The sequence below is a fragment of the Janthinobacterium sp. LM6 genome, assembly GCF_002002885.1.
Lineage (GTDB): Bacteria > Pseudomonadota > Gammaproteobacteria > Burkholderiales > Burkholderiaceae_D > Janthinobacterium > Janthinobacterium kumbetense.
Map to the genome: position 1 here is coordinate 3,329,095 of NZ_CP019510.1, position 19,571 is coordinate 3,348,665.

The 19,571-nt window shown below is 63.9% G+C and carries 17 protein-coding genes; 12 read left to right on the forward strand and 5 right to left on the reverse strand.

The window, feature by feature from the left end; translation table 11 throughout:
* Positions 1 to 130 precede the first annotated feature (130 nt).
* Positions 131 to 700, forward strand: coding sequence for a DUF1439 domain-containing protein (locus tag BZG29_RS14650; protein ID WP_077404071.1), 570 nt, complete (start codon positions 131 to 133; stop codon positions 698 to 700).
* A gap of 1 nt (position 701) precedes the next feature.
* Here BZG29_RS14650 and BZG29_RS14655 read toward each other — a convergent pair whose 3' ends face one another.
* Positions 702 to 941, reverse strand: a complete 240-nt coding sequence (locus BZG29_RS14655; protein ID WP_216350306.1) for a hypothetical protein — start codon at positions 939 to 941, stop codon at positions 702 to 704.
* A gap of 153 nt (positions 942 to 1,094) precedes the next feature.
* Here BZG29_RS14655 and BZG29_RS14660 point away from each other — a divergent pair, with 153 nt between their 5' ends.
* Positions 1,095 to 1,811 (forward strand): hypothetical protein, encoded by a 717-nt coding sequence (locus BZG29_RS14660; RefSeq protein WP_150130916.1) that lies wholly within the window; start codon positions 1,095 to 1,097, stop codon positions 1,809 to 1,811.
* 119 nt (positions 1,812 to 1,930) lie between these two features.
* Positions 1,931 to 3,979 (forward strand): M13 family metallopeptidase, encoded by a 2,049-nt coding sequence (locus tag BZG29_RS14665; RefSeq protein WP_077404079.1) that lies wholly within the window; start codon positions 1,931 to 1,933, stop codon positions 3,977 to 3,979.
* Between the two features lie 31 nt (positions 3,980 to 4,010).
* On the opposite strand, the gene fdx is transcribed toward BZG29_RS14665, so the two are convergent.
* The 4 genes from fdx to lpxO form a co-directional block, all read right to left on the reverse strand.
* Positions 4,011 to 4,343, reverse strand: coding sequence for an ISC system 2Fe-2S type ferredoxin (fdx, locus tag BZG29_RS14670; RefSeq protein WP_077404082.1), 333 nt, complete (start codon positions 4,341 to 4,343; stop codon positions 4,011 to 4,013).
* Positions 4,344 to 4,430: 87 nt separating this feature from the next.
* Positions 4,431 to 5,063 (reverse strand): carbonic anhydrase, encoded by a 633-nt coding sequence (locus BZG29_RS14675; protein ID WP_077404085.1) that lies wholly within the window; start codon positions 5,061 to 5,063, stop codon positions 4,431 to 4,433.
* 43 nt (positions 5,064 to 5,106) lie between these two features.
* Complete coding sequence (locus BZG29_RS14680) at positions 5,107 to 5,520, reverse strand: DUF6331 family protein (RefSeq protein ID WP_077404088.1); 414 nt, start codon at positions 5,518 to 5,520, stop codon at positions 5,107 to 5,109.
* Positions 5,521 to 5,603: 83 nt separating this feature from the next.
* On the reverse strand, positions 5,604 to 6,503 hold the full coding sequence (gene lpxO, locus BZG29_RS14685; RefSeq protein WP_077404091.1) for a lipid A hydroxylase LpxO: 900 nt from the start codon (positions 6,501 to 6,503) through the stop codon (positions 5,604 to 5,606).
* 142 nt (positions 6,504 to 6,645) lie between these two features.
* Here lpxO and BZG29_RS14690 point away from each other — a divergent pair, with 142 nt between their 5' ends.
* The 9 genes from BZG29_RS14690 to BZG29_RS14735 all read left to right on the forward strand — a co-directional run bounded on the left by BZG29_RS14690 (position 6,646) and on the right by BZG29_RS14735 (position 19,518).
* Entirely contained in the window at positions 6,646 to 7,080 is a 435-nt protein-coding gene (locus BZG29_RS14690; RefSeq protein WP_077404094.1) for a hotdog fold thioesterase, read from the forward strand.
* Positions 7,081 to 7,346: 266 nt separating this feature from the next.
* A complete protein-coding gene (locus BZG29_RS14695) occupies positions 7,347 to 8,927 on the forward strand; it encodes a methyl-accepting chemotaxis protein (RefSeq protein ID WP_077404097.1) in 1,581 nt (526 codons plus the stop codon).
* A gap of 107 nt (positions 8,928 to 9,034) precedes the next feature.
* On the forward strand, positions 9,035 to 9,568 hold the full coding sequence (locus tag BZG29_RS14700) for a CPBP family intramembrane metalloprotease (protein ID WP_077404100.1): 534 nt from the start codon (positions 9,035 to 9,037) through the stop codon (positions 9,566 to 9,568).
* 528 nt (positions 9,569 to 10,096) lie between these two features.
* The gene (locus BZG29_RS14710; protein ID WP_171985022.1) at positions 10,097 to 13,141 is read left to right on the forward strand and encodes a calcium-binding protein; all 3,045 of its coding nucleotides are present in this window, start codon (positions 10,097 to 10,099) and stop codon (positions 13,139 to 13,141) included.
* Between the two features lie 103 nt (positions 13,142 to 13,244).
* Positions 13,245 to 15,446 carry a type I secretion system permease/ATPase gene (locus BZG29_RS14715; RefSeq protein WP_077404109.1) on the forward strand — a complete coding sequence of 734 codons (2,202 nt, stop codon included), beginning with the start codon at positions 13,245 to 13,247 and terminating at the stop codon, positions 15,444 to 15,446.
* Entirely contained in the window at positions 15,443 to 16,786 is a 1,344-nt protein-coding gene (locus BZG29_RS14720) for an HlyD family type I secretion periplasmic adaptor subunit (protein ID WP_077404113.1), read from the forward strand. The genes BZG29_RS14715 and BZG29_RS14720 overlap by 4 nt, the downstream gene beginning before the upstream one ends.
* A complete protein-coding gene (locus BZG29_RS14725; protein WP_077404116.1) occupies positions 16,776 to 18,209 on the forward strand; it encodes a TolC family protein in 1,434 nt (477 codons plus the stop codon). Before BZG29_RS14720 ends, BZG29_RS14725 begins: the two co-directional genes overlap by 11 nt.
* A 64-nt stretch (positions 18,210 to 18,273) precedes the next feature.
* Positions 18,274 to 18,774: a VOC family protein gene (locus BZG29_RS14730; RefSeq protein WP_216350397.1), complete on the forward strand. Its 501-nt coding sequence runs from the start codon at positions 18,274 to 18,276 to the stop codon at positions 18,772 to 18,774.
* A gap of 261 nt (positions 18,775 to 19,035) precedes the next feature.
* Positions 19,036 to 19,518 (forward strand): hypothetical protein, encoded by a 483-nt coding sequence (locus BZG29_RS14735; protein ID WP_077404122.1) that lies wholly within the window; start codon positions 19,036 to 19,038, stop codon positions 19,516 to 19,518.
* Positions 19,519 to 19,571: the final 53 nt, after the last annotated feature.

Sequence of the window (19,571 nt, forward strand, 5' to 3'; positions counted from 1 at the left end):
TGATCGCCCTGTTCGTCCGCTAAGCGGGCCAACATGAGAAAAACCGGCGCCCGCTGCAAGGCGGGCGCCGGTTTTTGCGTGAAAGCGGGCGCATGTGTAAGATGGCGCCATCTTTCCACCGAGACTATCCATGACCGCGACCGCCTTTCGTCCCTTGCTGAAAACCGCCGCCATCGCCGCCTTGGCCTGCAGCGTGCTGGCCGCGTGTTCCACCCTGATCGGCCCGCGCGACGTGAATGTGTCGCTGAGCAAGATGCAGCAAGGCCTGGAGCGCCGCTTTCCCATCGATAAACGGGTGCTGTCCGTGCTGGACGTCAAGCTGACCCACCCGCAACTGTCGCTGCAGCCCGAGCGCGAAAGAGTCGCCCTCAGCGTGGATGCCAGCGTGATGCCGCCGTTCATACGCCAGAGCTGGCGCGGCAGCCTGGCCATGTCGGGCCGCCTCGTGCTCGACGCCCGGCGCAACGCGGTGTATTTGAGCGAAGCGAGCGTGGACAAGGTGACCATCGATGGCATGGACGAGTCGCAGCAGCGCCAGTTCGCCAAGGTGGCCAGCCTGGTGGCCGACCAGCTCATGCATGAAACGCCGATCTACACCTTCAAGCCGGACGAATTGCGCTATGCGGGCGTGCAATTCGTGCCCACGCAGATCAGGACCACGGGCAACGGGCTGACGGTGACGTTCGAGCCGGTGAAATAAGCTAGGCCTGGAATGCGGGCACAGTGACAGGCGTGGCCGTGTTATTGCGCGGCGTCGCCTCTTCATGGAACAGGTCCGCCAGGTAGTCGCACAGCGCATCTGCTGGAATATCGTCCGGAATAATGAAATCGGCGGGGCGGCGCTTGCCTTCCGCGCCCAGGTAGAAGGCGCGCCAGGCGCCCGGATTGCCCCGGACGGCAATCAGCGTGCCGAAAATATTGAATCTGTATTCCTGCATCAAGCTGCTCCATTCCCTTGCTCAGGTTTGATATTTGTTGTGCTATGGTAATATTTACTTATATAGTAACATTTACTTCTCCAGGGGCGGGCAATGGTCAATATCAGCACGGCGGGAATCCAATCCGGGGCACTGTCTGCCGCGGATGGCAGCAAGGTGTCATCAGGCAAGGCAGCATCGGACAAGGCCCAGACAGCGCCGGCCGGCGCCGGCGCCGTGGCGGACGATGTCGTGATCTCGACCCTGGCCGGGCGTTTGTCGGCGGCCGCGACGGCCACCAGCGCCACCATCCGGGGCTACGACCACGCTACGCTGGGTGCGTGGGTGAATGGCAATACCACCGACATCCTGTATCCGCTGGACGCCGAACACAAGGCGGCCGCCGCAAAGCAGGTACCGCAACCGAACGATGCGGCAGCGGCAAAGTCGGCCGCCGCCGCCACCGCTTATGTCGAGAGAAAGGGCCCCAATCCGTTTGCCGGGCTTTCGCGCGAGCAATTGTCCGCCATTTCGAACGATGACAGCGGGACATTTACCATCAACGAGCGGCGCGCCGCCTTTATGCAGGCGTATCAGGAAGAAGAGGCCTGGCGCACGCAAGTCGTGGCGCAAGCCATGCATGAATACAATACTACCGGCAAGACGACCAATTTCTTCAAATCCGTGCTGGCGCATTACCAGGCATTGCCCCAGCTGGAACAGTCCCAATATCCGGCCAATTATGCGAGCGACCTGGAAGACAAGATCAAGCTCGATTTTAATTATTTCAATCATGCGGCCGGCAATGGCGGGCCAACGCCGGGTTCGCTTGCGGACATGCTGAAAAATCAGGATAAAAAAGGCCTGGATCTGTTTGACCTGCTGATCCGCTGATCCCTGGAATTGTTCAACTGTCATTGTTGCCCCGCAGGCAGGCCGACTATAATCCTGTCTCTCATGCCTGGACACAGCATGTTCCCCAACATGAAGTCAAAACAATTAAAGGAATCTTCGTGAAACGTTCGCTTATCAGCGCCGCCTGCTGCGCCTTGCTCGCCTTATCCACGCCCTCGCTGTACGCCCAGCAAGGCGCCAATCCGACTGCGCCCGTCTCCGGCATCGACCTGAAGACCCTGGACCCGGCCGTCAGCCCCAAGGATGACTTCTACGGCTACGTCAACGGCGTGTGGACCCGCAATACGGACATCCCGGCCGACAAATCCGTCTGGGGAACGTACATCGAATTGCGCGAAATCGCGCAAGGCCAGCTGCGCGGCCTGATCGACGCCACCGTCAAGAACCCCGGCAAGCCGGGCAGCGAAGCGCACAAGATCGCCGACCTGTACACGAGTTTCATGAACGAGAAGGCGCGCAATGCGGCCGGCTTCAAGCCCCTGCGCGCCGAGCTGGCCCGCGTGGCTGGCGTGAAAGACAAGAAGGACTTGCCGGCGCTGTTTGCTTATTTGCAAGGCAATGGCGTCGCCACGCCGTTTTCCGCCTACGTGGCGCCCGATGCGCAAGACCCCGAGCGCTACACGGTCAACATCAGCCAGTCCGGCCTGGGCTTGCCCGACCGCGATTACTACCTGAAGGAGGACGACGCCAAGCTGCAAGCCGTGCGCGCCAAATACCTCAAGCACGTCGAAACCATGCTGGCCATGAGCGGCGACAAGGCCGCAGCCGAACACGCGGCGCAGATCCTCGATATCGAGACCCGTCTCGCGGCAGCGCAATGGACGCGCGTGCAGATGCGCGACCCCGTCAAATCGTACAACCGCGTCGATTTCGACAAGTTCGGCGCGCTGGCGCCGGCCTTCGACTGGAACGCCTACTTTACGGCTGCCGGCCTGGCGCCGAAAGCCGCCTCGGCCGTGGTACGCCAGCCCAGCTTCATGACAGGTTTTGCCGAGATCGTGGCCGCCGTGCCGCTGGAAGCGTGGAAAAGCTACCTGAGCTGGCGCATCATCGAAAGCTATGCTTCCTACCTGGACAGCGCGACCGTCAAGGAACGCTTCGCCTTCGACGGCACGGTGCTGCGCGGCGTGCCGCAAAGCGAACCGCAGTGGCAGCTGGCGCTGCGCTTCACGGATAACGCCATCAGCGACGCCGTCGGCAAGCGCTACGTGGAAATGTATTTACCGCCGGAAACCCGGCCCCGCGTGATGGCCATGTTCGACAATTTCGTCGCCTCGTTCAAGGATGGCATCGAGCAGCTCGACTGGATGGGCCCGGAAACCAAGAAGGAAGCCCAGCTCAAGCTGGCCGCCCTGAAGCCGAAGATCGCGTATCCCGCTACCTGGCGCGACTACGGCAGCATGAAGACGCGGCCGAACGACCTGATCGCCAACGTGCGCGCCGCGCGCGCGTGGAGCCGCCAGCAAAACCTGGCCAAGCTGGGCAAGCCGGTGGACCGCGACGAATGGTCGATGACGCCGCAAACCGTCAACGCCAGCTACAGCCCGGCCCTCAACGCGATCACGATCCCGGCCGCCATTCTGCAGCCGCCGTTCTTCAACGTGAAGGCGGAAGATGCCGTCAATTATGGCTTGCTGGGCATTACCTTCGGCCATGAAATCAGCCACGCCTTCGACGATTCCGGCAGCCAGTACGACGCCAAGGGGCGCCTGCGCAACTGGTGGACGGCGGAGGACCGCGCGGCCTTCAAGGCGCTGGCGGCCGGCCTCGTCAAGCAGTACGGCGCCTACAGCCCCGTGCCTGGCTACCACATCAACGGCGAGCTGACCCTGGGCGAAAACATCGGCGACAATTCCGGCCTGTCGATCACCTACAAGGCGTATCAGCGTTCGCTCGGCGGCAAGCCGTCGCCCGTCATCGACGGCTTGACGGGCGAACAGCGCCTGTACATCGGCTTTGCGCAGAAATGGCGCGCGAAATTGCGTCCGGAAGCGGCCATCGCGCAGATCAAGAGCGATCCCCATTCGCCGGGCGAATTCCGCGCCAAGGGCACGGTCAAAAACCAGCCCGGCTTCTATGAGGCGTTCGGCATCAAGCCGGGCGACCCGATGTATCTGCCGCCCGAGCAGCGCGTGATCATGTGGTAAGCGTGGGTTAAGCAGCTCGCCGCGCCGGGAACTATTCCTTGGCGTGGTTGAGCGTGTACCGGGGCAGCTCGACCGTCAGGTCGTCCTGGCTGACGCGGGCCTGGCACGACAGGCGCGAGTGGGGCTGCAAGCCCCAGGCCTGGTCGAGCATGTCTTCTTCATTGTCGCCCAGCGCATTGAGCGAGTCGAAACCCTGCACCACGACGACGTGGCAGGTGGAGCAGGCGCCCACCTGGCCGCAGGCGTGTTCGATGTCGATTTTATTGAGCAGCAAGGCGTCGCAAATGCTCATGTTTTGCGGCGCGTCAAACACGGCGCCTTCGGGGGCCAGCTCGGGATGGGGTAATACGGTGATGGTTGGCATACGATAATCTCCTTGAATATCGCTACCTTGCACCTTCCCGTCTGGACAAGGTCAAGCGCATTTTGCGCCTGACGGGGATGCCTGCGCTTACAGCTTCGAGGCCGGATGTTCCGCGAGCGGGACAAACTGGCCGGTAGACTCGTCGAGCGCGTCGAGCGAGCCGTTTTCGATGTCGTACACCCAGCCATGCAGGGTCAGCCGCTTTTGCGTGATGGCCAGGGCCACCGAGGGGTGGGTGCGGATGTTGTTGAGTTGCGCCACGACGTTGGCCCGCACCATGCCGTCGATGCGGTCCTGTTCCGTGGCGTGCTCGACGGATTCGTTGATCATGCGCGCCGCATCCGCGTGCCGCAGCCAGCTCTTGACCGCCGGCATGTGCTCGAGGCAGGTGCAGGTGGCGATGGCTTTCATCGCGCCGCAGTCGGAATGGCCGCAAATGACGATGTCCGTCACCTGCAGGGCCGCCACGGCAAATTCGACGGACGCGCTCACGCCGCCCGGTTCCGGGCCAAACGAAGGCACGATATTGCCCGCGTTGCGGATCACGAACAGTTCGCCAGGTTCCCGTTGCGTCACCAGTTCCGGCACCATGCGGCTGTCGGAGCAGGAAATGAACAGGGCCTTGGGCGTCTGTCCCGTGGCCAGTGTCTTGAACAGCTCTCGGCGTTCAGGAAAGACTTCCTTCTGGAAACGTAGAAATCCGGCAATGATGTCGCGCATAAATAAGAGAAAAGAGTGGTGTGAGCCCGTATTATCGCCGATGTCAGCGCGGCTGGCTTGCCGGCCGGCCCGTTTCAGGGGCCGCCGTGCAGCGCGCGAGATGCTCGAGCAATTGCAGGAACACGCGTTTGTCGGCCATGTGATTCATCGTGTTGCTCGTGAAGACGTCGCTGGCGGCCGCTGCCACGGCTTTGCGGGCTTGCGCGCAGGCGGCGTGCAGTTGCGCGCGCTCAAGGTCTACCAGCGCCGCAGCGATGCCTTCGGGCGTGAAATCGAATGCATCCATACCGCAACAACCGGCCACGCAATAGGTTTCCAGGCGGCAGATCAGCGGCCACAGGCCGTCCAGCAGGGCATCGATGTCGACGGCCTGGTCATAGCGGCCGTCAAGATCGATGAATTCGATCCAGGCGTCGTCGCCGATCTGGATATCGTACTGGCGGTCGCGTTCGGTCATTTTCAGATTCTCCTGGTGAGTGGCATCGCATTATAAAAAAAACCGCCCTAAGGCGGTTTTTGTCAAAGAGGCGATGCCGGCGTCTAGATAAAGTAGATCAGCGCGATCACGCCCACGACGAGGGCCACGCGCGTGACCTGGTACGCCGTCTTGTTCCATGCCTTGAAGCGGCGGCGGTACTGGCCCATGGTCCAGGAAATCTGGAACAGCTTGCTCACGCCGCCCACCTGGTCGCCCAGCTCGTTGGGCGAGGCGGCGGCCGTCATCAGGGTGCGGCCCAGCCAGCGGTTCAAGCCTTGCGCCCAGCGGTAGCGCATCGGGCGTTCGATGTCGCAGAACAGGATGATGCGGTCGCTGTCGGCGTCGTTGCGGGCCCAGTGGATATACGTTTCATCGAACATCACGGCCTGGCCGTCGCGCCAGCTGTGGCGCTCGCCATCGACGTCGATGAAGCAGCGGTCGTCGTTCGGCGTCTGCAAGCCCAGGTGGTAGCGCAGGGAGCCGGCGAACGGGTCGCGGTGCGGGTTGAGCTTGCCGCCTTGCGGCAGTTCCGCGAACATGGCCGCCTTGATCGATGGAATCGATTGCAGCAGCGCATAGGTTTGCGGGCACATCTGCTGCGCCGACGGGTGGTTCGCGTCATACCATTTCAGGTAGAAACGCTTCCAGCCATACTTGAAGAAGGAATTGAAGCCCACGTCATTGTTCTTTTCCGCCGCCTTGATCTTTTTCATTTCCTGCATGCGCAGCGCTTCATCGCGGATGATCTGCCAGTTCTGCTGCAGCGGCGCCAGTTCCGGGAATTGCTCGACGGCTAAATAGGGCGTGGCAGGCACCTTGGAAAAGGTGTGCATGAACAGGTTCAGCGGCGCCATGAACGAGGAGTGATCGAAGATCTGGCGGCGGAACGGCAGGCGCACCTTGCCACGAAAATGAATATGTAAAACAGAAAACACAAAAATGCCCAGCAAGGCCCACTTCATACACAACCTCGTTTTTTAAGAATGGGGCAATTATAACCAGTTAATGCCGGCGCCACCCCGTGCCACGGTGAAGGAAAGATGAAGCGGCGCGCGCGGGCGCTCTGTCCTACAATGGGTTTATTTCATCTGTGAAGGAGTAACAATGGAAATCTGGCACGCACCGCTCGACCTGGCCACCCTCAACGCCGCCAGCGAGGGCACGGCCATGCGCCACCTGGGCATCGAATTTAGCGCCTTCGGCCCGGACTGGATCGAGGCGACCATGCCCGTCGACCACCGCACCATGCAGCCGTTTAAACTGCTGCATGGCGGCGCGTCCGTGCTGCTGGCCGAAACCCTGGGCAGCATGGCCGCGAATGCCTGCCTCGATTCCAGCCGGCAAGTGAGCGTGGGCCAGGAAATCAATGCCAACCACGTGCGCGGCGTGCGCGGCGGCCAGGTGACGGGGCGCGCCACGCCCATCCACCGGGGCCGCACCAGCCAGGTCTGGGAAATCCGCATCAGCGACGACGATGGCAAGCTGTGCTGCATCTCGCGCATCACCATGGCCGTCATCGATACGCCAGGCCAGCGTTAATTGTCTTTTTTGATATGCGTCAAGGCATTAAAAGTGGACACGTGGAATCATCCATAACGCTGTTCGCTTATAATTCAGTGTGCTGTTGTATGGCGCAGGGTCTGTCCCGCGCGCCTGCATTGCCCGAAATTAGAAGCTGACTGCCCAAAAAACGCCAGTTAGAGACCCATCCTGCACCATGCAGGAAAGGCAACACGACGGCGAGCAGATCGCTGGTTTTTAAATAACCAGCAACAATCAACTTTATTTACAGGGCAATAACAACAATGATGTCATTCAATCGTTTGACGATAGGCGCGCGCCTGAGCGCAGGCTTCGGGCTGCTGGTGGTACTGATGCTGGTGCTGGCGGCTTTCGCGCTGCTGCGCATCGGCGCCATCTCCGGCGCCATGGACGCGCAAGAAAAAGTCCAACTGGAAAAACTCGAACCCCTGTACGTGGCGCGCGAAGCGCTCGACCAGACGGGCCTGGCCGCCCGCAACGCGTATATCTTCCATGACCAGGCCGCCGCCGAAAAAGAGCTGGCCATCCTCGACAGCCAGAAGGCGCTGTACCTGGAAGCGCTGGCCAAGCTGGCGCCGCAGTTCGCCGGCGATGCGCAATTCGAGAAAGTCAGCACGGGCCTGAAAACCATGGCGCAGGAATTGCAGCGTCCGCGCCAGTTCCGCGCCACGGGGCAGATGGAACAGTACGGCACCTTCCTCGTCGAGGAATGCAGCCCCCTGCGGCGCCGGATCGTCGCCGACATCGATGCCGTGCTGAAAAACGTGCAGCGCGAATCGGAGCAGGCCAGCGTGGCCGCGCGCGCCATCTATGGCCAGTCGCTGCGCTGGATCGGCGTGCTGGCCGCCCTCAGCGTGCTTATTTGTATTGCGGTCGCCACCGTCATCACGCGGGGATTGCTGCGCCAGCTGGGCGGCGAACCGGCGTATGCGGCCACGATCGCGGGCCGCATCGCGCTGGGCGAACTGGCCATCGACGTGCACACGCGCCACGGCGACGACAGCAGCTTATTGTTCGCGATCAAGACTATGCGCGACAACCTGGCCGCCATCGTCGGCAAGGTGCGCCACGGTACGGAAAGCATTGCCACGGCCTCGACCGAGATCGCCTCGGGCAACCGCGACCTGTCGCAGCGCACGGAGCAGCAGGCCGGTTCGCTGGAAGAAGTGGCTTCGTCGATGGAAGAACTGATTTCCACCGTGCGCCAGAATGCGGACAATGCGCAGCAGGCGAACCACCTGGCGCGCGAAGCGTCAAAGGTGTCGGAGCAGGGCGGCAAGGCGGTGGCGGAAGTGGTGCACACCATGAGCCTGATCAATGCCTCGTCGAACAAGATCGTCGACATCATCGGCGTGATCGACAGCATCGCCTTTCAGACGAATATCCTCGCCTTGAACGCGGCAGTGGAAGCGGCGCGCGCGGGCGAACAGGGGCGCGGCTTCGCCGTCGTCGCCACGGAAGTGCGCAACCTGGCGCAGAGGTCAAGCGCCGCCGCGCGCGAAATCAAGTTGCTGATCGACGATTCCGTCAGCAAGGTGGGTACGGGAACCTTGCTCGTCGAGCAGGCCGGCGTCACCATGCATGACGTGGTGGCCGGCATCGGCAGGGTGACGGGCATCATGGCCGAGATCAGCCACGCCACGCAGGAGCAGGGCGCCGGCATCGAGCAAGTCAACCGCGCCATCGTCGACATGGACCGCGTGACCCAGCAAAACGCGGCCCTGGTCGAGCAGGCGGCCGCCGCCGCGCATGAACTGCAGCAGCAGGCGGCGCAGCTGGAACAGGAAGTGGGCATCTTCAAACTGGCCAAGCCGGCCAACGGTCCGCTGCGCCTGGCGGCCTGACGCCGATAGCGCGGCAGCGCGGCGCGCCATGCGCCGCGCTCCACAGCCATGCGCGAACAGTCCTATTCCGCGCTACAATGAGCGCTGGATCACCGCCAGGACTACTCATGCAAGTGCGCAGCAGCCATGATCTCTCCAGCCCGGACGACGACCCGGCGCCGCCCGTGCTGCAGCTGGCCCTTGCCGGCCTCGGCTGGGGTTTGCTCACCTGCATGCTGTGCTTTGCCATCCTGTTCCTCACCAAATGGCTGTTGCCGCCCGAATACTGGGGCGCGCACACGGGCTTGTCCAAGTTCAAACGCGAAATGTCGCTGCCGCTGCTGGTGTTCTGGGTCGTCATCTATTCTCCCATCCTGGAAACCTTCCTCGGCCAGCTGCTGCCGCTGGAAATCCTCAGGCGCCTGGGCGCCAGCCGCCAGCTGAGCATTTTTATCGGCGCCATCCTGTGGGCCATCGTGCATTTCATCAGCGGCGGCTTGCTGCACGCCATCGTCGCGCTCGGTTCGGGTGCCATGTTCAGCTTTGTCTACCTGCGCTACCGCGGCCCCGGCGTGGCCGTTGCCTACGCCACCACGACATTCTCGCGCGCCTGCAACAACATCGCCATCCTGGTTGCCGTGTTTTACGGTCTCGACACCTAGACGCCTGCCGAAACCTGCTGCGCGTCGGTATGGGCGGCCTGCGATGCTCATCTGGTACGGTTGCGCTTCTCGACCACCTCTACCTTCCGCTCGCTACGGTTTTGTCAAACGTCGTCAAGTTCTCTTTTCTTGAGCAAATACGGCACCAGCGCCACGCCATCGGCGCTGATCAGCACCAGCAGCGCGCCGATGGCGGCCAGCGCGGCGAGAGCTCTCTCCCAGCCGCCTGAAAACAGACCCCCATCGCAGCGGGCGCGCCCGCGTGCTTCCTTCCCCGTCTTCCACTTCTTCCCTCCCTGCAGTGTGACATTTGCATGACAAATAACAGTGTGATACCCGCTTGAACGTCAATACGGCGTGCATGCGAGGCGGCGTTCAATCGCGCGCCGTCCCTGCGCCGAAAGTGCCGGACCGTTGAAGGTGCACGCTGAACTGCAAGTGGAGGCGGCCGGGACTTTTGCCTTGCATGTCAGCTTGCGCCGACATATTTACTCTTGGTTTTGACGTTTAATGACAGGAAACTGCAACATGACTGAAAAATTTGCATCGCAAACTTCCACCGCCGCCGCCGACGATGGCATGTCCGCCATCGAGGCATACCTGAACGGTGTCGCGGCCGCCCCGCAGCGCTTCACCGGCACGGCGAACGCGGATGTGCTCACCGGCACCACGGGCGCGGACGTGCTCGAAGGCTTGGCGGGCGACGACACCTATTACGTCAACGACAGCGGCGACGTGATCGTCGAACTGGCCAACGGCGGCAGCGATACCGTGTACACCAGCGTCAACTACACCGTGGCCGAGAACGTCGAGAACGTGCGCCTCACCACCGCCGGCCTGACGGTGACGGGCGGCGTCAACACCAACAATATCTTTCACGTCACCGTAGCCGGCGGCAATGTGCTTGACGGCGGCGGCGCGGGCAACACGGTCAACTACATCGCTTCCGGCACGGGCGTGACGGCGACCCTGTCGAGTCCGAATGCCCCTCACACGGCGCCTGCCGGCAGCGACGTGCTGCTCAATTTCGCCAATGTCGTCGGCAGCAAGTTCGATGATGTACTGATTGGCAATGAACTTAAAAACAGTCTGTTGGGCGGTATTGGCAACGATACCTTGCGCGGTGGCCAGGGCGATGATTATCTGATTGGCTTGGGCGGTGACGACACCTATATTTTTGCCCGTGGCGACGGTGCAGATTTCATCACCGAAAAGGCCGAAGCGGGGGCGCACAATGTCGTTTCCTTCCTGGCCGGCGTCAGCGCCGACCAGCTGTGGTTCCGCAAGGTCGGTTCGAACCTGGAAGTGAGCACCATCGGCACCGGCGACAAGATCACCATCGGCGGCTGGTACAGCGAGGGCATCGTGCCCAGCATCCAGGAATTCCGCACGGCCGACGGCCGCGTGCTGCTGGGCAGCGACGTGCAAAACCTGGTGCAGGCGATGGCGGGCCTGACGCCGCCGCCGCTGGGCCAGCTGACTTTGCATATCTACGAAGCCACTGTCCTGGCGCCAGTGCTGGCGCAGAACTGGCGCACCGAGGGACCAAACCAGCCCGGCAATGGCGTTTTCACCGGCACGGCAAACCCCGACATCATCAAGGGCACGGCGGGCGCCGACGTGATGGCAGGCCTGGCCGGCGACGACATCTATTACGTCAACCATGGCGCAGACGTGGTCATCGAACAGGCTGGCGGTGGCCGCGATACTGTCTACACGACGGTCGACTACACCCTGGCCGCCAACGTCGAAGAGGTGCACCTGGCCGCTGCGGGCCTGGGGGTGACAGGTAACGGCAGCGGTAACGTCTTCCACGTCGACGTTTCCGGCGGCAACGTATTGTATGGCGTCGGCAACAATAATTCCGCCACCTATGCCGGTTCCAAGGCGGGCGCCACGGCGACCATCGTTCCCGTCGGCGGCAGTACCGCGTTCTTGCCTGGCAGCGATAAGCTGGTCAATATTTCCAGCGCGACAGGCAGCGCCTATGACGATGTGCTGACCGGCAACGAGCTGGACAACAGCCTGTCCGGCGGCCTCGGCAACGATACCTTGCAAGGCGGCAAGGGCAACGACGTGCTGACGGGCGGCCTGGGCGATGATACCTATGTCTTCGCGCGCGGCGACGGCGCCGACGTCATCGCCGAATCGTCCGCCGATGCGAATTACGATGCCATCGCCTTCCTGGCCGGCGTGAACATCGACCAGTTGTGGTTCCGCCAGGTGGGCGCGGACCTGGAAGTGAGCACCATCGGCACCACGGACAAGATCACCATCCGCGCCTGGAACGCGGCCGCGCCGAACATCGAGGAATTCCGCACGGCCGCCGGCCACGTGCTGCGCGGCGCCGACGTGCAATCGCTGGTGCAGGCGATGGCGTACCTGGCGCCGCCTGCGCTGGGCCAGCTGACCTTGCCTGCCGCCACGGCCGCCGCCCTGGCGCCTGCGCTGGCGCAGGCCTGGCACCTCAACGCTCCCACGCAGCCGACGGGACAAACCTTCACCGGCACGGCGAATGCCGATATTCTTTACGGCAGCGCCGGCGCCGATCTGCTGCAAGGCTTGGGCGGCGACGACACGTATTACGTCAACCACGCGGGCGATTTCATCGCCGAAACGGGCAACGGCGGCAACGATACCGTGTACACCAGCGTCAATTACACGGTGGCCGACAACGTCGAGAATGTGCGCCTCGGGGCCCCTGGCCTGACGGTGACGGGCAGCGCCTTCACCAGCAACATCTTTTTCGTCACTACCCCCGGCGGCAACGTGCTCGACGGCGGCGGTGCGGGCAACGCGCTCAATTACGTCAATGCAAGCGCTGGCGCGACGGTTGCCTTCGCAGCCGCAGGCACGGCCCTGGCGGCGCGTCCGGGTGTGGATGTGGTGGCTAATTTCAACGCGGTTGTCGGCAGCAAGTTCGATGACGTGCTGATCGGCAATGAACTGAAGAACACCCTGCTGGGCGTCCTGGGCAACGATATCTTGCAAGGCGGCAAGGGCGACGACACCCTGGCCGGTGTGCTGGGCAACGACACCTATATCTTCGCCCGCGGCGACGGCGCGGACATGATCAACGAGGCCAACGAGGCGGGCAGCCGCGACGTGGTGTCGTTCCTGGCAGGTGTCAGCGCCGAGCAGCTGTGGTTCCGCCAGGTAGGCACGAACCTGGAAGTGAGCACCATCGGCACCACGGATAAGATCAGCATCACGGGCTGGTATGCGGCGACGGGGGCGAGCATCGAGGAATTCCGCACGGCCGATGGCCGCGTCTTGCTGGGCAGCAATGTGCAAAACCTCGTGCAAGCCATGGCGGGCCTGACGCCGCCGCCGGCCGGCCAGCTGACCTTGCCTGCAGGCACGGCTGTCATCCTGGCGCCTGCGCTGGCGCAGAACTGGCGTGCCGCGCAGCAATTTGGCGCGGCCAGCCAGGGCGGATCCGCTGCCTGGCGAGCAGATCCGGCGCAGCTGGTGCAAGCGATGGCCGGCTTTGCCGTGCCCACGGCCGCATCGGCGCCCTGGTCCGGCCACGGCACCCCGTCAACGCAGATCCAGCTGGCGGCAGCGCAATGATCGCTGACGTTGATCGCTTGAGCACGTAGTTCCACCCCCGCGCAGCCGGGCCGGCCTTGCACGTGCCGGCCCGGCTGCGCCATTGAATTTCTGACATGATCCGATGACCGCATTTTTATATCGCCACGATACGTCCCCCTTGGAACCTGCCGCGCCCGACACGGGCTTGCTGTCGCTGCTGTTGATGGCCAGCCTGCATGGCGTGCCCGCCGACGGCGCCCAGCTCAAGCACGCATTCGGCCAGTCCGTGTTCACGCGGCAAACCGTCTTGCTGGCCGCAAAACAGCTGGGCTTGACGGCCAAGCTGGTGCCGCAAGCGCCTGAACGGTTGGCGCAGGCGCCGCTGCCGGCCATCGCCATCGGCCACGACGGTCGTTTCTTTATCCTCGGCAAGGTCGACACGGGCGACGGCGGCGTGAGCAAGGTGCTCGTTCAGCATCCGGGCCAGCCGCCGCAAATCCTGGGCCGCGACGATTTCCTCGCCATCTGGTCGGGCGAACTGATCTTTTTTACCAGCAAGGCCAGCTACGCGGGCGAGACGGCCCGTTTCGACTTCAGCTGGTTCATTCCCGCCATCGTCAAATACCGCCGGCTGCTGGGCGAAGTGCTGCTGATTTCCTTCGTGCTGCAGCTGATCGGCCTGGCCACGCCCCTGTTTTTCCAGGTGGTGATGGACAAGGTGCTGGTCAACCACGCCATGCAGACCCTGAACGTGGTGGCCATCGGCCTCGTGTGCGCCATCGTCTTCGAGGCCGTGCTGGGTCAGATACGCACCTATGTATTCGCGCGCACCAGCAGCAAGATCGACGTGGAATTGGGCGCGCGCCTGTTCCGCCACTTGCTGGCCTTGCCGATCGCGTATTTCCAGGCCCGCCGCGTGGGCGATTCCGTGGCCCGCATCCATGAACTGGAAAACATCCGTTCTTTTCTTACCGGCAACGCGATGACCCTGGTGCTGGATTTGCTGTTTTCCTTCATCTTCATCGCCGCCATGCTGTGGTACAGCGCCGCGCTGAGCGTGGTCGTGCTCGTTTCCATTCCCGTGTATGCGGCCCTGTCGATGCTGCTCACGCCCGTGCTGCGGGGGCGATTGAACGACAAATTCAACCGCAGCGCGGAAAACCAGTCTTTCCTGGTCGAAACGATCAGCGGCGTCGACACGATCAAGGCCATGGCCGTCGAACCGCGCTGGCAGCAGCAGTGGGAAAAGCAGCTGGCCGGCTACGTCTCGGCGGGCTTGTCGGCGAACAACATCGGCATGTTGGCCAGCGGCGGCGTCACCCTGGTCAGCAAGCTGGTGACGGCCGCCATCATGTGGTGGGGCGCCACCCTCGTCATCGACGGGAAAATGACGGTGGGCGAGCTGGTGGCCTTCAATATGCTGGCCGGGCAGGTGGCTACGCCCATCCTGCGCCTGGCGCAGCTGTGGAACGATTTCCAGCAAGTGGGCATTTCCATGAGCCGGCTGGGCGATATCCTGAATGCCCGCACGGAATCGGGCGGCTTGAACGGAGGCAGCCAGAAGGCGCGCATGCCGCGCATTGCGGGCGCCATCGAATTCCAGCAGGTGGGTTTCCGCTACCGGCCCGACGCGGCCGAGGTGCTGCGCGACGTGTCGATCGCCATCGCGCCCGGCGAAGTGATCGGCATCGTCGGGCGTTCCGGCTCCGGCAAGAGCACCCTGACGCGGCTGGCGCAGCGCCTGTACATCCCCGAACGTGGCAGGGTGCTGATCGACGGGCAGGATATCGCCGTCATCGACACGGCCTCGCTGCGGCGCCAGATCGGCGTGGTGCTGCAGGAAAATATCCTGTTCAACCGCTCCGTGCGCGACAATATCGCGCTGAGCGACCCGGCACAGCCCATCGACGCCATTATCGCCGTGGCGAAACTGGCGGGCGCCCACGATTTCATTTGCGAGTTGCCAGAAGGCTACGATACCATGGTGGGCGAGCACGGCACGGGCCTGTCGGGCGGCCAGCGCCAGCGCATCGCCATCGCCCGCGCCCTCGTCGGCAACCCCCGCATCCTGATTTTCGACGAAGCGACGAGCGCGCTCGACTACGAGTCGGAAAAAATCATCCAGGACAATATGCGCGGCATTTGCGCGGGGCGCACCGTGCTGATCATCGCCCACCGCCTGTCGGCCGTGCGCGAGGCGCACCGCATCGTCGTCATGGAGCGGGGCCAGGTGGCCGAACTGGGCACGCATAACGCGCTGCTGGCCCGGCCCGGCGGCATCTATGCCCATTTGTACGGCTTGCAGCAGGGAACGACCGGGAGCGCAACAGGGGACGCAACATGAGCGCCGGCCACCGCCTGGCCGCGTATGGCGAACTGCTGGCCCGCTATGGCCAGGTGCTGCGGCACAGCTGGCGCATCCGCGCCACCCTGGGCGGTCCCGTGCTGAGCGAGGACGAGGCGGCCTTCCTGCCGGCCGCGCTGGCGCTGCAGGAGCGGCCCGTGTCGCCGTCGCTGCGCTTCACGGCGCGCGTGCTGATGCTGCTCGTCGGCTGCGTGGTGCTGTGGGCCGTCTTCGGCAAGGTCGACATCATCGTCAATGCGGCGGGCAAGATCATTCCGTCCGGCAATACCAAGACCATCGCTTCCGTCGACGTGGCCGCCGTGCGCGCCCTTCACGTGCGGGAAGGGCAAGCCGTCAAAGCGGGCGAGCTGCTGGTGGAGCTCGACAGCCGCGGCCCCGACGCCGAGCGCGACAAGGCTGCCGGCGACGCCGTGGCGGCCGCGCTGCAGATGGCCCGCTCGCGCGCGCTGATCGCCGCTGTCGACGCCGTACGCGCGCCGAAGCTGGCGCCGCCCGCGGATGCTTCCGCCGCCGACGTCGCCGCCGCGCAGGCGCATGTGGACGGCCAGTACGCGAGTTTCCGCGCCAGGCTGGCCCATCTCGATGGCGAAATCGCCCGCTATGCGCAGGCGCTGCCGCTGGCGGTGCAGCGCGCCAGCGATTACCGGGCGCTGGCCGGGACGCGCGACGTGGCCGAACACGCGTGGCTGGAAAAGGAGCAGGCGCGCATCGATCTGGCGGGCCAGCTGGCGTCGGCCCGCAGCGAACGCGCGGCCCTGGTCGCGCAGACGCGCAAGGATGCGTACGACGCGCTGGCCGAAGGGGCCAGGGTGGCGGCCGCCAGCGGCCAGGATGCGCGCCGCGCCGGCGCCCGCGGCAGCCTGCTGCGCTTGACGGCCCCCGTCGACGGCACGGTGCAGCAGCTCAAGCTGCATACGGTGGGCGGCGTGGTGCCGGCCGCGCAGGCGCTGATGCAGATCGTGCCGCGCCAGGGCAGGCTGGAAATCGACGCCATGCTGGAAAACCGCGACGCCGGCTTCGTGCAGGAAGGGCAGGCGGTCGCCATCAAGGTCGACGCCTTCGACTACACAAAGTATGGCACCGTGCCCGCCGTCGTCAGCAGCGTGTCGCGCGACGCCATCGAGGATGACAAGAAGGGCCTCGTCTACGCCGTCAGGATCACGCTGCGGCAGCCGGCCATCGCCGTCGACGGCAAATTGGTGCCGCTGTCGGCCGGCATGGCCGTGCGCGCGGAAATCCGCACGGGCACGCGACGGGTGATCGAATACGTGCTCTCGCCGCTGGTGCAGCACCAGAAGGAGGCGCTGCATGAACGCTAGATGCCGCGCCGCCTTGCTGGCCGCCGCCTTGCTGGGGGCCTTGCCCGCGCAGGCGCAACTGGCGGGCAAGCTGGACGCCGCGCCATGTCCGTCCAGCCGGGAGGCCGAAGTGCCATTGCATGTGCCGCTGAGCTTGCCGGCGGCCGTCGACCTGGCCCTGTGCCGCAACGCGCAGGTGCACGGCGCCTGGGCCGGCATCCGGCTGCAGGCGGCCGGCGTGGGCGAAGCGAGGGCCGCCTATCTGCCCACCCTGAATGGCAGCCTGAGCCGCGTGCATGACCGCACGGCCTATCCTGGCGCCAGAACGGCTTCCAGCAGCCTGGACAGCAATACGGGTTCGCTCAGCCTGTCCTGGCGTTTGTTCGACTTTGGCGGCCGCGCGGCGGGCCAGCGGTCGGCGCAGGCCTTGCTCGATGCGGCCCTGGCCAACCGCGACGCCGTGCTGCAAAAGACCCTGGCGGCGACGGTCAGCGCGTATTTCGACGCGCAGACGGCGCGGGCCAGCGTGCGGATGCGGCAGGCATACGAGGCGCTGGCCCAGGAAACGGTGCAAGCGACGCGGCGGCGCGCACAGCGGGGCCTGGGCTCGCACAGCGACACCTTGCAAGCGACGAGCGCGCTGGCCAAGGCGGCCTTGGGCGCCAGCCGCGCCGACGGCGACGAACGCAAGGCCCGCGCCGTACTGGTGTACACCCTGGGGTTGGCGGCCGGCACGGCGGTGCTGGTGGACGACGACGGCGATGGCGCAGGGGCGGGCTCGAGCGCAGGCGCAGGCTGGCGTGACGACTTGAGCACCTGGCTGGCGCTGGCCAGGGAGCGCCATCCGGCCATCGTGGCGGCGCAGGCGCAGCTGGCGGCGGCGCGCGATCGGGTGGACATTGCCCGCTCGGAAGGCCGCCCCAGCATCGACTTGACGGCGAATCTGTACCAGAACGGCCGCCCCAACCAGGGCTTGTCGCCGGCTTCCACGCGCGAAACCCTGGTGGGCATCTCGCTCAACATCCCCCTGTTCGACGGTTTTGCGCGCCACTACAAGGTGCGCGGCGCGCAGGCGCAGGCCGAGCAAAGGGAAGCGGAGGCGCAGGAGGTGCAGCAGCAGACGCTGATGGACCTGGTCAGGACGCATGCGGAGGCGAGCACGGCCCTGGCCAACCTGTCCGCGGCGCAGACATGGCTGGACGCGGCGCAGGACGCGCTGGCCAGCGTGCAGCGCAAGTTCGGCCTGGGCGCGGCGGATATCCTGGAAATGCTGAATACGCAGTCGGCGCTGCTGGAAGCACAGCAGGAGCGCATCCGTTGCCAGGCGGAATGGCGCTCGGCCCGGCTGCGCCTGCTGGCCAGCGCCGGCATGCTGGGACGCGGCGATATCGCGCAAGAGGGTGGCGCAAGCGGCGGCAAATTGCGCGCCTCGACGGCGCGATAGTGACTATGATGGAGCACTGGCCTTCCCGCACAGGGAAGGTGTTTCTACTTCGACCAAGGGAGACATCATGCACAGCGTACAAAAGATTACCCCATGTTTATGGTTCAACGGCAACGCCGAGGCGGCGGCCCGGTTTTATACGGAAATATTTCCCAATTCAAAGATCGGCCAGATCCTGCGCTACGGCGAGGAAGGCAAGGAAATCCACGGCCAGGAGCCGGGCAGCGTGCTGACGGTGGCCTTCGAGCTCGATGGCCAGACGTTTACGGGCTTGAACGGCGGGCCGCAATTCCAGTTTTCCGAAGCGATCTCGTTCCAGGTCAATTGCGAAACCCAGGATGAAGTCGACCACTACTGGAACCTGCTGTCCCGGGGCGGGCCGCCGGAAGCGCAGCAATGCAGCTGGCTCAAGGACCAGTTCGGGGTATCGTGGCAAATCGTGCCCACCCTCATGATCCGCCTGCTGACGGACCCCGACCCCGTCAAGGCCGGGCGCGTGATGAAAGCGATGATGGGCATGAAGAAAATCGACATCGAGCAGATCAAGCGCGCGTACGCGGGCTGACAGTATCCGTGGGGCTACTATTGACTTGTGGCACTTCCGCACCAGTGGCGACAGCAAGCTTTGCCTGAACAGGTATCACTGCGCATTTGATCTGCTTCAAACTAGGCCGGCAAATAAATTGCTACTTGCGTCTGCACGGTGCAAAGTGAATCGATATGGCGCCAGTTGATTGATGCTTACTGCGAGCTGAACAGGCCGCAAGCTGCCAACAGTTGTCGTCTGCTTGTCGTTCACACTGCCGGACAAAGGGATGGAGGATGTATGCCGACTACTGCAATGCTGTTGTCTGTCGCCTGCGTCGTCTTCCTGGCACCATCCCCAGCACTGTGCCAGATGTCCGGCCAGGGCGGGATGGCGGGGCGTGCCACCGCGTCTTCGTCACTCAGGGCGCGGATACCTGTCGCCTCGCGACCGTTGCAGGTGGAGGCAAGCAGCGCAGGCCGTTTTACTATCAGTGACCTGAAAAAGCTTGAACTGAAAGCGCAGGTCAATAAATTGCTGAGCATCTGTCCCAGCTGCTCGACTGTCGTAACGATAGGTGGAACCACTATTATCGGCGCCAATGGCGCGGGTGTTCCCAGAGGCTCTTCCTCAACCCAGGACACGGCTTTGCCCCATGCTTTCCGAACGCAAGAGTTGAAATGCGCCGCTTTGCCTGCCGGGGTGACGGATGACGATTACGTGCTGGTCAGCAAGGCCCTGTATCGGTATCTGTATCTACGCGCTCAATATGGTGCGCAATAGCGGAGACAAGGTCCTCGTGGCCAGTCAGTCGCAGCGTTGCAAGGCAGGTAAGG